Annotated in this window: 15 protein-coding genes; 7 read left to right on the top strand and 8 right to left on the bottom strand. The window is 62.8% G+C overall.

Annotation, left to right across the window (positions count from 1 at the left end; all coding sequences use genetic code 11):
• Positions 1 to 52 precede the first annotated feature (52 nt).
• Positions 53 to 1,423 (top strand): glutamate--cysteine ligase, encoded by a 1,371-nt coding sequence (locus NH195_RS02255; protein ID WP_066702454.1) that lies wholly within the window; start codon positions 53 to 55, stop codon positions 1,421 to 1,423.
• Positions 1,424 to 1,451: 28 nt separating this feature from the next.
• Here NH195_RS02255 and NH195_RS02260 read toward each other — a convergent pair whose 3' ends face one another.
• From NH195_RS02260 to NH195_RS02290, 7 genes are all read right to left on the bottom strand, one after another.
• Entirely contained in the window at positions 1,452 to 1,907 is a 456-nt protein-coding gene (locus tag NH195_RS02260) for a DUF805 domain-containing protein (RefSeq protein ID WP_066702457.1), read from the bottom strand.
• Positions 1,908 to 2,015: 108 nt separating this feature from the next.
• On the bottom strand, positions 2,016 to 2,531 hold the full coding sequence (locus tag NH195_RS02265; RefSeq protein ID WP_066702460.1) for a DUF805 domain-containing protein: 516 nt from the start codon (positions 2,529 to 2,531) through the stop codon (positions 2,016 to 2,018).
• Between the two features lie 85 nt (positions 2,532 to 2,616).
• Positions 2,617 to 3,210 (bottom strand): glycerol-3-phosphate 1-O-acyltransferase PlsY, encoded by a 594-nt coding sequence (gene plsY / locus NH195_RS02270; protein ID WP_066702466.1) that lies wholly within the window; start codon positions 3,208 to 3,210, stop codon positions 2,617 to 2,619.
• Positions 3,211 to 3,255: 45 nt separating this feature from the next.
• Positions 3,256 to 4,521 carry a dihydroorotase gene (gene pyrC / locus NH195_RS02275; protein ID WP_066702467.1) on the bottom strand — a complete coding sequence of 422 codons (1,266 nt, stop codon included), beginning with the start codon at positions 4,519 to 4,521 and terminating at the stop codon, positions 3,256 to 3,258.
• The gene (locus NH195_RS02280; RefSeq protein ID WP_066702472.1) at positions 4,518 to 5,033 is read right to left on the bottom strand and encodes a hypothetical protein; all 516 of its coding nucleotides are present in this window, start codon (positions 5,031 to 5,033) and stop codon (positions 4,518 to 4,520) included. The genes pyrC and NH195_RS02280 overlap by 4 nt, the downstream gene beginning before the upstream one ends.
• Entirely contained in the window at positions 5,030 to 5,557 is a 528-nt protein-coding gene (locus tag NH195_RS02285; protein ID WP_066702474.1) for a hypothetical protein, read from the bottom strand. Before NH195_RS02285 ends, NH195_RS02280 begins: the two co-directional genes overlap by 4 nt.
• Complete coding sequence (locus NH195_RS02290; protein WP_066702476.1) at positions 5,554 to 6,513, bottom strand: aspartate carbamoyltransferase catalytic subunit; 960 nt, start codon at positions 6,511 to 6,513, stop codon at positions 5,554 to 5,556. The genes NH195_RS02285 and NH195_RS02290 overlap by 4 nt, the downstream gene beginning before the upstream one ends.
• Before the next feature lie 117 nt (positions 6,514 to 6,630).
• Here NH195_RS02290 and NH195_RS02295 point away from each other — a divergent pair, with 117 nt between their 5' ends.
• The 5 genes from NH195_RS02295 (at position 6,631) to NH195_RS02315 (ending at position 13,574) form a co-directional block, all read left to right on the top strand.
• Positions 6,631 to 7,437 (top strand): uracil-DNA glycosylase, encoded by an 807-nt coding sequence (locus NH195_RS02295; protein ID WP_066702477.1) that lies wholly within the window; start codon positions 6,631 to 6,633, stop codon positions 7,435 to 7,437.
• Positions 7,434 to 8,063 carry a LysE family translocator gene (locus NH195_RS02300; protein ID WP_066702478.1) on the top strand — a complete coding sequence of 210 codons (630 nt, stop codon included), beginning with the start codon at positions 7,434 to 7,436 and terminating at the stop codon, positions 8,061 to 8,063. Before NH195_RS02295 ends, NH195_RS02300 begins: the two co-directional genes overlap by 4 nt.
• Positions 8,060 to 8,602 (top strand): molybdenum cofactor biosynthesis protein B, encoded by a 543-nt coding sequence (gene moaB / locus NH195_RS02305; protein WP_066702480.1) that lies wholly within the window; start codon positions 8,060 to 8,062, stop codon positions 8,600 to 8,602. The genes NH195_RS02300 and moaB overlap by 4 nt, the downstream gene beginning before the upstream one ends.
• Positions 8,603 to 8,733: 131 nt before the next feature.
• A complete protein-coding gene (locus tag NH195_RS02310; protein ID WP_066702483.1) occupies positions 8,734 to 10,191 on the top strand; it encodes an efflux RND transporter periplasmic adaptor subunit in 1,458 nt (485 codons plus the stop codon).
• A 5-nt stretch (positions 10,192 to 10,196) separates the two neighbouring features.
• On the top strand, positions 10,197 to 13,574 hold the full coding sequence (locus NH195_RS02315) for an efflux RND transporter permease subunit (protein WP_066702485.1): 3,378 nt from the start codon (positions 10,197 to 10,199) through the stop codon (positions 13,572 to 13,574).
• 13 nt (positions 13,575 to 13,587) lie between these two features.
• On the opposite strand, the gene NH195_RS02320 is transcribed toward NH195_RS02315, so the two are convergent.
• On the bottom strand, positions 13,588 to 14,382 hold the full coding sequence (locus NH195_RS02320; RefSeq protein WP_081423752.1) for a protein-disulfide reductase DsbD domain-containing protein: 795 nt from the start codon (positions 14,380 to 14,382) through the stop codon (positions 13,588 to 13,590).
• Between the two features lie 164 nt (positions 14,383 to 14,546).
• On the opposite strand from NH195_RS02320, the gene NH195_RS02325 reads away from it, so the two are divergent.
• The gene (locus NH195_RS02325; protein WP_066702497.1) at positions 14,547 to 15,116 is read left to right on the top strand and encodes a YqgE/AlgH family protein; all 570 of its coding nucleotides are present in this window, start codon (positions 14,547 to 14,549) and stop codon (positions 15,114 to 15,116) included.
• Positions 15,117 to 15,196: the final 80 nt, after the last annotated feature.

The raw sequence follows: 15,196 nt of genomic DNA on the forward strand, positions 1-15,196 counted from the left end.
GGGCGCTTGCCACATCTCTACCGGACCAAGAAACGCTTCGGAGTATCCCTAAATGTCCATTCCTCAATCCGGCGGCGGCCCGATCGAAAGCTATGACGACCTCGTTGGGTATTTCGAAGAGGGCTGCAAGCCCAAGGATCAGTGGAAGATCGGCACCGAGCACGAGAAGTTCGGCTATTGCGAAGATAAGCTCATGCCTCTGCCCTATGCGGGCGAGCGTTCGATCAAGGCGATCCTCGAAGGCTTGCAGGACCGCTACGGCTGGAACCCGATCTTCGAGGGTGAATATCTCATCGGGCTTGAACTCAACGGCGCGAATATCTCGCTTGAGCCGGGCGGGCAACTGGAGCTTTCCGGCGCGCCCTTGGACAACATCCACCAGACCTGCGACGAGGTGAACGAGCATCTCAAGGAAGTGCATACGGTGGCCGACGAGATCGGCGCGCGGTTCATCGGGCTCGGCATGGCGCCGACCTGGACCCATGAAGACATGCCGCTGATGCCCAAGGGGCGTTACAAGCTGATGGATTCCTATATGGCGACCGTGGGGGAGACCGGCAAAGACATGATGCGCCGCACCTGCACCGTGCAGGTGAACCTCGATTTCGCCTCAGAGGCCGACATGGTGCAGAAATTCCGCACCGCTCTGGCGCTGCAACCCGTGGCGACCGCTCTGTTTGCCAATTCGCCTTTCAAGGAGGGCAAGCTCAACGGTCATAAATCCTGGCGGTCGCGCATCTGGCGTCACCTCGACGCGTCGCGCACCGGCATGCTGCCCTTCGTGTTCGAGGACGGCATGGGGTTTGAGCGCTACGTCGAATACGCCCTCGATGTGCCGATGTATTTCGTCTACCGCGACGGTAAATATATCAACGCGCTGGGCCAGTCCTTCCGCGATTTCCTCAAGGGCGAACTGCCCGCGATGCCGGGCGAAAAGCCGACGATGTCCGACTGGGCCGATCATCTCACGACGCTCTTCCCGGAAGCCCGGATCAAGAAATACATGGAAATGCGCGGTGCCGATGGCGGCCCGTGGCGTCGTCTCTGCGCGCTTCCGGCCTTCTGGGTCGGGCTGATGTACGATCAGGCCGCGCTCGATGCGACCACCGACCTGATCAAGGGCTGGACTCCCGAATTCCGCGAGGAGCTGCGGGTGGCCGCCTCCGTCGATGGGCTTCAGGCCGAGGTGGCTGGCGTCAGGATGCTCGATCTGGCGCGCGAATGCGTGGCGATTGCCGAAAGCGGCCTAAAGGCGCGCGGGCGCGCGGGCGCGGGCGGCATGGTGCCGGACGAGACCCATTTTCTCAATGCGCTCAAAGACAGTATCGAAACCGGCCATTCCCCGGCGGCGGAACTGATCGAGCGGTTCAACAGCGACTGGAATGGCGACGCGTCAAAGGTCTTCGGCGAATATTCCTATTGAAAAAGGGGCCGGCAGGCCCCTTTTCCTTTTACTGGCGAGTGACCGAAGGGATCGCACTGTCTTCATAGGACAGGGGACCGCCCTCTCCCGAGATCGGATCGGGGCCGAACCGGTTCGGCCCTGTGGTGCCGCGGCTGACCAGCCAGATGAAGAGGACGATGGGGCCGACCAGCGGAATGAGCACGAGCCAGTACCACCAGCCCGATTTGTCACGGTCATGCAGGCGGCGGACCAGAGCGGAAATGCTGGGCAGGAACAGGGCGAGCGAAACGATCGGATAGAAGATCACGATGTCGGAGGTGCGCAAGAAGCTCCCCGGCTCGCTGACCTGAGTCTGGCCGAAAAGTGTCAGGTCGATGATGCTCGCGATGATACTGACGAGAAAGACGAAAAGTGCCCACCACCAATATTCCGCCCGCCGCGCGCGGCCGGAAAAGGTGACGTATTTCTGAAAGCAAATTTTGACGGAGTCGATGAATGTCATGGAGCTGTCCCTTGTTGTTTTCATCAGTCTTCGGTCAACCGGAGTGTGAAACAAGGGGAAATTATGCCGGGAAACAGACGCTCACTCTCCCGGGGCCTTTATGCCGCATCACCCGTTCTGGCCAAGCACCTGACGCCGGTAATACTCGTGTATTTCCTGCCGGCGGGCTTCCTCGAATTCCTCCGAATGGGCTTGTCCGGCCTCCGGAATGCGCATCAGGGCGGCATAACCGGACTGGGCGGAACTGCCTGAAAACCGGTCTTTGGGCCGCGCGCCGCCACCATTTTCGCGATCGCCCCAGCTATTGCGATGCGGCTCTGACGGCAGCACGTAGAAGATCAGCAGAATGATCGGGCCGACGATGGGGGCGAAGGAGATGAAAAACCAGAGTCCTGAACGCCCGATGTCGTGCAATCGCCGGATGGTCATCGACAGGTTGGGGATGATGTTCAGGAGCCAGAACCAGATCAGAAGTGTGCCCCCCTTGGCCAGATCCAGCGCGAGCAGGAGCGTGACGAGCGCGTAATAGGCTGCAAACCACCAGAATTCCGAACGCGAGGCGCGCCCCGAGAAGTTGAAAGCTCTGAAATAGCCGTTTTCTACGGCTTTTAACGGACCGGCCATACTGTCCCCCGACACATCGTTACAGGATGAAATTCGGTGCGGATTCGGGCGGGAATGCGGCGTTGATCGTGCGATTTTGGGAAAATCAGCCCTTTTGCCCGATCTTCGTTTCCGTTCCGGCCTTGAGCCGTGCGATGTTCTCGCGGTGCTTGTAGAAAATCAGCGCCGTCAGCACGAGCACCAGAAGCGCGCCGTACAGAGGATAGAAAAATGCCGTGTAGATCGGCGCCATCAGCGCCGCGACCAGTGCCGAGAGGCTCGAATACCGGGTGATCACCGCCACCAGCAGCCATGTGCCACAGGCCAGAAGCCCGGCAGGGAAACTCAGCGCCAACAATGTGCCGAGGAAAGTCGCAACGCCCTTACCGCCTTTGAAACGCAGGAACACCGGGTAGAGATGCCCGAGCATGGCGAAGAGCCCGGCGATCCCCGCCGCCGGTTCCCCCACGAGCATTCGTGCCAGAACCACCGCCAGCGCGCCTTTGCCGCTGTCGCCCAGAAGGGTGAGAAATGCCGCAAGCTTGTTGCCGGTGCGCAAAACATTCGTTGCGCCGATGTTGCCCGAGCCGATCTTGCGCAGATCGCCAAGGCCAAAGAGCCGCGCCATGACGATGCCAAAGGGGATCGAGCCGAGGAGATAGGCCAAAATGGCGGTAAAGATCAGCATCAGAAGCGTCATCAGGTTTTCCGTGGTTCAAATACTCAAATCGCGTCAGCGGAAGGCTCAGCCCTCGAAGACCCGCATGCCATCGACCCAGGTGCCCTTCACCTTGCCTTGCATCTTGGCGCCGTCAAAGGGGGTATTTTTCGATTTCGATTTGAGCGTGAAGCGATCCATCACAAAAGGCGCATCCGGGTCGAACAGCACAAGATCGGCGGGCGCGCCTTCGACGAGACGCCCACTGGCGAGTCCCAATCGTTTCGCAGGATTGAGCGCCATGGCACGGAACAGCTCCGGCAGGGTCAGTTGACCTGCATGATAAAGCCGCATCGCGGCAGGCAGCAGCGTTTCGAGCGCCACAGCCCCGGAGGCGGCTTCTTCAAACGGCAGGCGTTTGCTTTCCTCGTCCTGCGGCGTGTGCATCGAGGAGATGACGTCGATCAGCCCGGAGGCCACGGCCTCGACCATCGCCAGACGGTCGTCCTCGGAGCGCAGAGGCGGCTTCACCTTGAAGAAGGTGCGATAATTGCCGACGTCCAGCTCATTGAGCGTCAGGTGATGGATCGACACGCCTGCGGTGACGTCAAAGCCATTCTGTTTCGCCCGCTCCAGCGCCGGAAGAGCGCGGGCGGTGGTGATCTGGTCGAAGTGATAGGAGACATTGGTCATCTCAATGAGCGCCAGATCGCGATCGAGCCCCATGCGTTCGGCCATGGGCGACACGGCTGGAAGACCGCGCAGAGCTGCGAATTTGCCAGAGGTCGCAGCGGCGCCGTTCGACAGGCCCGGCTCTTGCGGATGCCCGATCACCAGTGCACCGGTGGATTTCGCATAGGTCAGGGCGCGTTGCAAAACCTTGGTGTCAGCGACCACATGATCGCAATCGGTAAAGGCCACCGCGCCCGCATCGCGCATAAAGCCGATCTCGACCATCTCACGCCCTTCACGTCCCTTGGTCAGCGCCGACATGTGTTTGACCTTGACCACCGCGTCAGAGGCTGCGCGGCGCTGGACGAATTCCAGAACCTCGGGGCTGTCGATGGCGTTCATCGTATCGGGGCGGGTGATCATCGTCGTGACCCCGCCCGCCGCCGCCGCACGCCCTGCGGAGGCAAAGCTTTCCTTGTGCCGCTCACCCGGTTCCGAGACTTTCACCCCCAGATCGACGATCCCCGGCGCAAGACAAAGGCCCCCGCAGTCAATGCTCTCGCCCATCGGCGGCTTGCCTGTGCCGCGCTCGGCAATCATCGGGCCTTCGACACGAAGCCAGCCGATCTCATCGGTCATCGCCTCGGGGTCGATCAGTCGGGCATTGGTGAAAATGGTCATACTGAGCCTTTCTGGATGTCACGGATCAGCCCGTAGATGGAGCGGGCGTCGTGAATAAGCGAAAACGAGGGCGTGCTGTCGAACCGGTCTCCGACGATCGGTTCGGCGCGCCCGCGAAACAGGATGGTGCCGGGGTCCTCGCCGTCGAACTCGACACCCAGCGAGGGGCGCAGATCGAGCGCCAAAAGGGTTTTGCCGGCGAATGGCAGATCATTGGCAAAGAAGGCACGGCGGGTGGTGAGGGAATACCATGTGCGCCGGGCGATGAAGGGCCCGATCAGCATCGGCCCGAGTGCGACCAGAAGACCCGCGACGAAATGAATGAGGCCAAAGAGCCAGAAATCGCCCGCACGATAGGCCATCACCATCCAGAACAGCGCGAAGGCGGCAAAGATCACGCCGAAAAAGGCAAAGGGCAGGGCGGGGCCACGCCACTGGATGCGCAAATCCGGCTGTCCCTGCCAGAGCACCCGCTCATTGGGAAACAGGATATCGCCCCAGCCCTCGGTCATCCGCCGATCCAGACAAAGGCCGCGACGAAGAGCGCGAGGAAGATCAACACGACGGTGGCCACCATGCCGGATATGCGCGCTGCGGATTTCGGCGGTTTGCCCTGCGCCAGTCGACCCTTGGCGCTTTCCGTCTCGATTCCAACAACAGGCGGCAGGTCGATGGGCATGCCATAGCGACCGATCAACGCAAAAGGCGGCTCCGGCGACAGGCGGGTGTCCTTGTCATTGAGGCCCGTCGAATAGAGCATCACAACGACACCTGTGAGCGCGTCGAGCCTGGCGGCGTCCTCGCCAATGTCGAACCCGCTGGCTTCGCCGAGATAGCGGGCAAAACCATAGTCCTTCATCGCGGCCAGATCGAACCATTCCACCGCCTCTGTCGCGGGTGGGGTCCAGAGGCCAAGCGCCTCGGCAAAACTCGCGGACGAGATCAGATCGGTGTTCAAATCCTCCACCGGCCCGTCATAGGACAGGACCCAGACATAGCGTCCGCCGCCGTTCGGAATGTCCTCGGGTTGGTTCAAACCATGACCCCCTTGTCGGCCTCGCGCGATGCCCGAAGGTTGCGGGCCAGCAAATCCATCGCCGCCATGCGCACGGCGACCCCCATTTCGACCTGTTCCTGAATGACCGAGCGATTGATGTCGTCGGCGATGGTGCCGTCGATTTCGACGCCGCGGTTCATCGGCCCGGGGTGCATGACGATGGCGTCCGGTTTGGCATGCGCCAGTTTCTCGGCGTCCAATCCGTAACGATAGAAATATTCGCGCTCAGACGGGATGAATCCGCCGTCCATGCGCTCTTTTTGCAGGCGAAGCATCATGACCACATCGACGTCCTTGAGCCCCTCGGCCATGTCGTCGTAAATCTCACAGCCAAACTCACGGAACTGCTGCGGCACCAGAGTGGGCGGGCCGACAAGGCGCACGCGGTTTTCCATCTTGCCCAGCAGGATCAGGTTCGAGCGCGCGACGCGTGAGTGGGTGACATCGCCGCAAATCGCGATGTTGAGGCGATGCAGCCGCCCCTTGGCGCGGCGGATCGTCAGGGCATCGAGCAGGGCCTGCGTCGGGTGTTCGTGTTTGCCGTCGCCTGCGTTCAGCACGGCGCAGTTGACCTTTTGCGACAAAAGATCGACCGCCCCGGAATGCGGGTGCCGCACCACCAGAAGGTCGGGATGCATGGCGTTGAGCGTCAGGGCGGTGTCGATCAGGGTCTCGCCCTTCTTGATCGAGCTGGCCTGCATCGACATGTTCATCACATCCGCGCCAAGCCGTTTGCCCGCCAGTTCGAAAGACGACTGGGTCCGCGTCGAGTTCTCGAAGAACATGTTGATCTGGGTGAGCCCCCGAAGCGCGTCGGCGTGTTTTTCCGACTGCCGGTTCAGATCGACATAACGCTCTGCCACGTCGAGCACGGCTGTGATCTCGTCGGGGTGAAGCGGCTCGATCCCCAAAAGGTGTTTTTGCCGGAATGCCATGGTGCCCCCTTCTGGTATCTTTGACCCGCTTATAGAAAGCTGCGCCGGAGCGGGCAATGCGCGTTATCGTGCTCACGAGTGATTTACCTCTGCGGGTCCCGCCTGTAGCTTGGCCTCATGGAGACTCAGATCGACTATTGGCAGGCGCACGCTCTGTTGGAGTGGCAGGTGGACCTCGGCGTGACCGAGGCCATCATGGATGCGCCGGTCAATCGCTATGAATTGCCAGATCACAAGCCGAAATCCGCGAAGGCGCAGGCTGCCAGACAGGCCGGGCAGGCTCCGGTCAATCCGGGGCCGAAACCCTCGCGTGCTGAAGAGGGTATCGAGATCGCATCCCGGCTTGCAAAGGGCGCGACCTCTCTGGAGGCTCTGCGGGAGGCGCTGGCGGGGTTCGAGCATTGCGATCTGAAACGCGGCGCGCGCAATCTGGTGTTCTCGGACGGCAATCCCAAGGCGCGTGTGATGATCGTCGGCGAAGCACCGGGACGGGACGAGGACATTCAGGGGAAACCGTTCGTCGGACGCTCGGGGCAGCTTCTCGACAAGATGTTCGCGGCGATCGGCATGGATCGCCACTCACCCGACAGCGAACACGGCCTCTACATCACCAACCCGATCCCGTGGCGCCCGCCGGAGAACCGCGATCCGACGCCCGCCGAGATTGCCATGCTGAAACCGTTTCTCATCCGCCATATCGAGCTGGCCGATCCGGATGTGATCGTGCTCATGGGCAACTGGGCCTGCACCGCGTTGCTTGGCCGTGCGGGGATCACCCGGCTTCGGGGCAACTGGCAGACGGTGCTGGGCAAGCCCGCCATGCCGATGACCCATCCGGCCTATCTGTTGCGCAACCCGATTGCCAAACGCGACGCCTGGGCCGATCTCCTGGACATTCAGGCCCGGCTCAGAGGTGCATCATGATCGTCGATCCGCTGACGCTTGCGGCCTTTCTTCCCGCTGCTCTGGCGCTCAACCTGACGCCGGGGGCGGATATGATGTTTTGTCTGGCGCAAGGGCTCCGGGGCAATCGCAAGGCTGCCGTCGCCGCGAGCGCCGGGATTTCTGCGGGCTCCCTCGTCAACGTGACCCTCGCGGGGCTCGGCCTGGGGGCGTTGGTGGCCGCCAGCCCGCATCTGTTTGCAACGATCCGTTGGATCGGGGTCGCCTATCTGGTCTGGCTTGCGATCCGCACCCTGCGCAGCCCGCATGAGGTCGGAACCACGGGAAAGGCGATGAAATCCCCGGCGCGGGCGTTTCGCGAGGGGTTTTTCGTCAATGTCTCGAACCCGAAAGTGATCCTGTTCATCCTTGCTTTCATTCCGCAATTCGTCGACCCGGAACGCGGCAGTGTTCTGGCTCAATTCCTCATGTTCGGCGCGGTGATCTCGCTCGGCGGCTTTTTCATCAACGCCGCCGTCGGCTGGTTCGCCGTGGGCCTGGGCGGCGTTTTGGCACGCAGTCCGCGCGCTGAACGTCTGTTACGCTATCTTTCCGCATCCGTTTTCGGATTGCTCGCCCTGAAACTCGCCACGGAGCGCCGCGCATGAGCCGCATTGACGACAGCCTCGACTTCATTCCCGTCCGCATCGCCGTGCTGACCGTGTCAGATACGCGCACGCTTGCGGATGACAAGTCCGGCGACACTCTGGTGAAGATGATCGAAGAGGCAGGGCATAAACTCGCAGATCGCAGGGTCGTCACCGATGATCGCCCGCTGATCCGCCACACGCTTCAGGCGTGGATCGAGGACAAGGGCGTCGATGTTGTGATCTCCACAGGCGGCACCGGGCTGACCGGGCGCGATGTCACCGTTGAGGCGCATCGTGATGTCTATGAAAAAGAAATCGACGCTTTCGGCACGGTCTTCACAATTGTGTCCATGCAGAAAATTGGCACCTCCGCCATTCAGTCGCGCGCCACAGGCGGCGTTGCCGGTGGCACCTATCTCTTTGCGCTTCCGGGCTCTACAGGGGCCTGCAAGGATGCGTGGAACGAGATTCTGAAGTTCCAGCTCGATTATCGCCATCGCCCCTGCAATTTCGTGGAAATCTTCCCGCGGCTCGAAGAGCACAAACGCCGTAAGTGACCAACATTCCCGTGAGGTGACGAAAAAGCGCGTCGGGTTTTCCAATTCCCAACGTATGATGTCCATTCACAGGTGCGACAGTTTCGTCCGCTTTCCAGAACCACAGCCAGGCCAGCCAAGGGTTTCCCTGAATGCGATTTCTCCGCCGTTCCCTGATCGGACTTTTCCTCACAGCCGCCACGCTCGCTCTGCTCGCAGGGGCCGGATATAAGGTCAGCTCCGCACTCGAGGCGCGCCGCGCCGCCGAGGCCATGCCGCCGCAGGCCCGTGAGCGGCAGTTCGCAGTCAATGTCACCGAGGTGCGCCCGGAGCGCATCGTGCCGGTGTTGACGAGCTATGGCGAAGTGTCCGCGCGGCGCAGTCTCGAACTGCGCGCGCCGGAGGCCGGGCGGATTGTGGACCTCTCCGAGGCGTTCGAGGAAGGCGGCGTGGTCAAGGCCGGTGACGTGATCCTGAAAATCGACACGGCGGATGCCGAGGCGGCGGTGCGGGTGTCGGAGGCCGATCTGCTGGAGGCCGAGGCCGATCTGCGCGAGGCCGAACGTGCCAAAGACATCGCCGCAGACGATCTCGCGGCGGCTCAGGCGCAGCTCGATCTGCGCAAGGCCGCGCTCGACCGGCAACAGGGGCTGTTCGACCGTGGGGTCGGTTCCGCGGCCTCGCTTGAAGAGGCCGCACTGTCGCATGCCGCTGCGGGACAATCCGTGCTGTCGAAACGTCAGGCGCTTGCCGACAAGGAAGCCGCTGTGGACAGTGCCAGAACCGCCGTGCTGCGGGCGGAGATCGACCTCGACGAGGTGAAGCGCACGCTTGAGGACATGACGGTTACGGCGGCGTTCGACGGGGTGCTGAGCGATGTGTCCGGCGCGCTGGGCACGCTTTTGAGCAACAACGAACAATTCGCGACCCTGATTGCGCCGGAGGAGCTGGAGGTCGCGTTCCGCATTTCCACCGAACAATATGCCCGTCTGGTTCAGGATCGGGGCGCGTTGCCGCAGATGGAGGTCACGGTGACGCTCGACGTGGCGGGGCTTGCGCTGTCGGCCAAGGGGCAGGTGGTGCGCGAAAGCGCCGCCGTAGCAACGGGGCAGAGCGGGCGCACGCTTTACGCCCGTCTCGAAGAGGCACCGGGGTTTCGGCCCGGCGATTTCGTCACGGTTCAGCTCGAGGAGCCTGAACTTTCCGACGTGGCGCTTGTGCCCGCGACTGCCGTGGCGGCGAACGAGACCGTTCTGGCCGTCACGGAGCAGAGCCGCCTGGAGGAGATCCCGGGGCCGGTGCTGCGGCGGCAGGGCGATCATGTGATCATCGGCGCGGAGGCGCTCGCCGGGCGTCAGATCGTGGCCGAACGCACCCCGCTTCTGGGGGCGGGAATCCGGGTCAAGGTGAATGGCGCGGACCCCTCCGCCGCAGGGGCTGGCGTGGAGATGGTCGCGTTGAGCGACGAACGCCGCGCCGCGCTGATCGCATTCGTATCGGGCAACACGAAGATGCCCGAAGAGATGCGCACGCGCGTGCTGGAACAGCTCGCGGCCGAAAAAGTGCCTGCCGATCTTCTGGAGCGGCTTGAACAGCGGATGGGGAGCTGAGCCCCATGAGTGCGCGCAGCCTTGTGAATGCCAGGGGCCTCCTGTCCTATTTCACCCGCCACCGGACGGCGGCGAACCTCGTGCTGGTGCTGCTTCTGGCGGCGGGGCTTGCCTCCCTGCCGAAGATGCGGTCGCAGTTCTTCCCGGATGTGGTGGTCGACACCGTGCGGGTCTCCGTCGCCTGGGAGGGCGCGGGGCCGGAGGATGTCGACAGCGCCATCGTGCAGTTGCTCGAGCCGACGCTGATCGCGGTCGAGGGCGTGCTGGAAAGCAGCGCCACCTCGATCGAGGGGCGGGGCAACATCACGCTGGAATTCGAACCGGGCTGGGATATCCAGCGCGCTGCCGACGATGTGAACGCCGCCCTCGACACCGTGACCGACCTGCCCGAGGGCGCGGACGATCCGGTGGTGCAATGGGGCGGTTGGACCGACAGCGTGACGGATGTGGCGATCACCGGCCCGGTGGGGCTGGACCAATTGGCTCGGTTTGCCGATGAACTCGTGGCGCGGCTCTTTGCCAAGGGCGTGACGCGGACGACGATTTCCGGGGTCGCGGCGCCCGAGACCATCGTCGAAGTGCCGACCCTGAGCCTGATCGAACACGACATTTCCATGGCGGAGATCGCCAGCGCGATTGCCGCCGAGGCGGACACCAGTCCTGCGGGCAGCGTTGGCTCCGGTGGCGCACGGGTGCGTGCGGGCGTGGAAAAGCGCGATGCGGCGGATATCGCGGGGATCGTGCTGCGGACCAATGACGACGGTTCGAAACTGACCATCGGCGACGTGGCGCAGATTCGCGTCGAGGGCGTGGATCGCAAAGAGGCGTTCTTCGTCGGCGACAATCCGGCGGTCTCGGTGCAGGTCGCGCGGTCGGATCAGGGCGATTCCATTGAGATTCAGGGCATCGTCGAGGATGTCACCGCCGAAATGGTCTCGACCCTGCCCGAAGGTGTGAGCCTCGATCTTTACCGCACCCGGGCAGAGTCGATCCAGGCGCGGCTCGATCTCTTGCTGTCGAACGGGGCGATGGGACTTGGGCTTGTCCTCGTGCTGCTGTTCCTGTTCCTGAACGCGCGCACCGCGATCTGGGTGGCGGCGGGGATTCCGGTGGCGATGCTGTCTGCGATTGCGCTGATGTATGCCGCCGGCATCACCATCAACATGATTTCGCTGTTCGCGCTGATCATCACGCTGGGCATCGTGGTCGATGACGCCATCGTCGTGGGTGAACATGCCGATTTTCGCGTCAGGCGGCTGGGCGAGAGCGCTGTCGAAGCCTCGGAGAATGCGGCGAAGCGGATGTTCGCGCCGGTGTTTTCCTCGACCATCACCACGATCATCGCCTTTCTCGGGCTGACGGCCATTTCGGGCCGGTTCGGGGACATGATCTCCGACATTCCCTTCACGGTCATCGTGGTGCTGATTGCGTCCCTGATGGAATGTTTCATCATCCTGCCCAATCACCTCAGCCATTCTTTGGCGGCCCATGCGAAAACCCATTGGTACGACTGGCCGTCACGGCAGGTCGACAAAGGGTTTCGGGTGTTCCGCGAACGGCTGTTCCGGCCAGTGGTCACCTGGTCGATTCGTCTGCGCTATCCGGTGGTGGCCATGGGCATTCTCCTGTTGATGACACAAGTGTCGCTTTTGATCTCGGGACAGGTGCAATGGCGTTTCTTCAACTCCCCGGAGCAGCCGGTGATCAGCGGCAATATCGCCATGGCTCCGACCGCCGTGCGTAGCGACACGCTGGCGATGTTGCAGGAATTGCAGCGGGCGACCGATGCGGTCGCGGCGCGTTACGAAGAGGACTACGGCACCAACCCGCTGGCCTATGCGGTGGCGCAGATCGGATCGAACGCCGGGCGGGGCCTGTCGGGGACGAGCACCAAGGAAGATTATCAACTGGGCGGCATCACCATCGAACTGATCGACGCCGATCTGCGGCCCTATTCTTCCGTGGCCTTCGTCACCGATCTTCAGGAAGAGGTGGTCAACCATCCGCTTGCCGAAACCGTGTCCTTCCGGCGCGGGCGGTTCGGACCGGGGGGCGATGCCATCGACGTCGATCTCTATGGTGCGGATTCGGTGACGCTCAAGGCGGCGGCCGAGGCACTCAAGCTGCGGCTTGGGCAATTCGCGGAGGTCTCGGCGCTTGAGGACAACCTGTCCTACGACAAGGAGGAGATGGTTCTCGAACTGACGCCGCAGGGTGAGGCACTCGGTTTCAACATCAACGATCTGGGCAGCGTTCTGGCCCATCGTCTCGGCGGGATCGAGGCGGCGACCTATCCTTCGGGCATCCGCACGGCAACGATTCAGGTGGAGCTGCCGGAAGAAGACCTGACCGCCGATTTCCTGAGCCGGACCCGGATGCGCACGGCGTCTGGCGCCTATGTGCCGTTGTCGGACATCGTGACGGTGACGCGCACGACCGGATTTTCGACCATCCGGCGCGAAAACGGGCTTCGGATCATTTCCGTCACCGGCGACATGAGCGAGGACAACGCCGCGCGCGCCAGTGAAATTCAGGACGAGATCACCAATGAGATCCTGCCGGAGATCGACGAAACCTTCGGCGTGACCCATCGGATTTCCGGCCTCTCGGAACAGGAAAACCGCTTTCTCTCCGATGCGGTTCTGGGGCTCGCCGGGGTGCTTCTGGGCATTTACCTGACGCTCGCATGGATTTTCTCGAGCTGGACGCGCCCCGTGGTGGTGATGTCGGTCATTCCCTTCGGGTTGATCGGGGCGATTCATGGCCATGCGATCTGGGATGTGCCGCTGTCGATGTTCTCCGTCGTCGGCCTCATCGGCATGACCGGGATCATCATCAACGACTCGATCGTTCTGGTGTCGACCGTGGACGAATATGCCTATGAGCGCGGTCTCGTGCCCGCGATGATCGACGCGGCGGTGGACCGGTTGCGGCCCGTGATGCTGACCACGCTGACCACGGTTCTGGGGCTTGCTCCCTTGCTCTACGAGACCTCCGCCGATGCGCAGTTTCTCAAGCCGACGGTGATCACGCTGGCTTACGGGTTGGGCTTTGGCATGGTCATCGTTCTGGTGATGGTGCCCGCCATCCTGGCGATGCAGCTCGATGTCGGGCGGCAGGTGGCGGCGTTTCGCCGTGGCCTGCGCCATCCCAAACGCAGCGGTGTGGTGGGTAAGGTCCTGATCGGTGCAACTGCGTTTGCCGTATTGTGGTTCGCGCTGACCGTCGGGCCTGTGGTCCTGCCCGGCATGCTGCCCGCGCTCTTTGACGTCACGGGATTTGCCGCCGCACTTGGGCTGTTCCTTCTGGGGCTCCTGGTGGTGTTCTCGGCGATCTATGCGGTTCTTGCCGTGACATCCCACCGCGGACATGAGGTCGCTTGAGACCGTCGCGGGCTCAGTTCCCGGAGCAGCCCTGCGCCTCATAGGCGCTGCCACGGCCGATCACGGTGATTGTCAGTTGCGAGCGGTCGATGAAGAAGGGCTGGGCATCCGAGGGCACGAGATCGCTTTCGACCTGGACCTTGCCGCCGGTCCGGGCAAGCTCGGCTTCCGACACCCAGACGGAGCGGTCGGGATGTTCGATCACCGCGACCTCGTAGGGGCCAAGCTCCGGGACAGACATATCGACGGACACGCGCATGCCATCGGAGATCGGCGCCGCCTTGCAGGTGGCGTTGATGACGCGTTTCGGCTGATCGGCCAGAGCGCTTTCGATTTCGGCGCGCGCACCGTTCGGCCCCCCGGGCGTGAGTGTCGCGTCGAGCGTGGCCTGAAGCGGCATGCAGATGTCCTTGCACACGCCAAGATCCATCGTGCCCGACAGGCGAATGTCGCCATTTCCTTCGGGGATCAGCTCGATCGGCAGGATCAGTTCATGCTCATAGCCCAGATACCACATGCCATTCTCGGAAAAGAGTTCGGGCACCGGCCAGTGCAAATCCATCCGGGCAAGGTTCTCGGACCCGCTCAGTTCGAATGTCGGCGGAATGCCGGTCTCGCCTGGGGTGCGCCAGTAGGTATGCCAGCCCGGGGCAAGCTGCACCCGGATCGCGGCCATGCGGTGACCGTTGTCCATCTGCCATCCGGGCAGAATGTCGATCCGGGCCATATCCGCCGGGTCCTGCGCCAGGGCAGGAGCGGTCAGACCAAGGAAGAGGGCGGAGGCGAGAGGGGCAAGGGATCGGATCATATGTCCGATATAGGCAGGCAGGGGCGTGCCGCAAACTCACATTTGGACGATCCCGGTGTGATCGCGCATCTGTGTTGCCGCAGGAGCGCGACTGGGGCAGTGAAATCGTCGCTTTCGTCGCGCGAAGCCTTGCACCCCGGCGCGTCATGCGGTGAGGTGGGGGCATGAAAGCTCAATCGTCTGACCTCACCGGAAAACTTCTCATCGCGATGCCCGGCATCGGCGACCCGCGTTTCGACGGCGCGGTGGTGTTCATGTGTGCGCATTCCGAGGAAGGCGCGATGGGGCTGATGATCAACAAGGTGTCGCAGGAAATTTCCGTCTCCGATGTGTTTTCCCAGCTCGAGATTCGCGCTACCCCGGATATGCGCCCCCTGCCGGTGCATTTCGGCGGACCGGTCGAGGTGGGGCGGGGATTCGTGCTGCACAGCACGGATTACGACGCCGATCACGCCTCGATGGACGTGGGGCCGGGCTATGCCATGACCGCCTCGCGCGAGATTCTGCGCGACATGGCGCGCGGGGACGGGCCGGCCGAGCGGCTCTTGTGCCTCGGCTATGCCGGTTGGGGGCCGGGGCAGCTCGAGGGCGAGATCGGGCAAAACGGCTGGCTCAGCTGCGATGCGACGACTGAGATCGTGTTCCATACGCCCGATGCTCAGAAATGGCAGGCTGCGCTCCTGTCGCTGGGGGTGAGCCCGGCGCTTTTGTCGGCGGATGCCGGGCGGGCGTGACGCAGCGTTCGGGTTGGGCCTGCGATCCGGCTTCGCTACTCTGAGGACCAAGTTGCAGAACCGTCTGCGCCTGACGAGGA

Source organism: Celeribacter ethanolicus (assembly GCF_001550095.1).
Classification (GTDB): domain Bacteria; phylum Pseudomonadota; class Alphaproteobacteria; order Rhodobacterales; family Rhodobacteraceae; genus Celeribacter; species Celeribacter ethanolicus.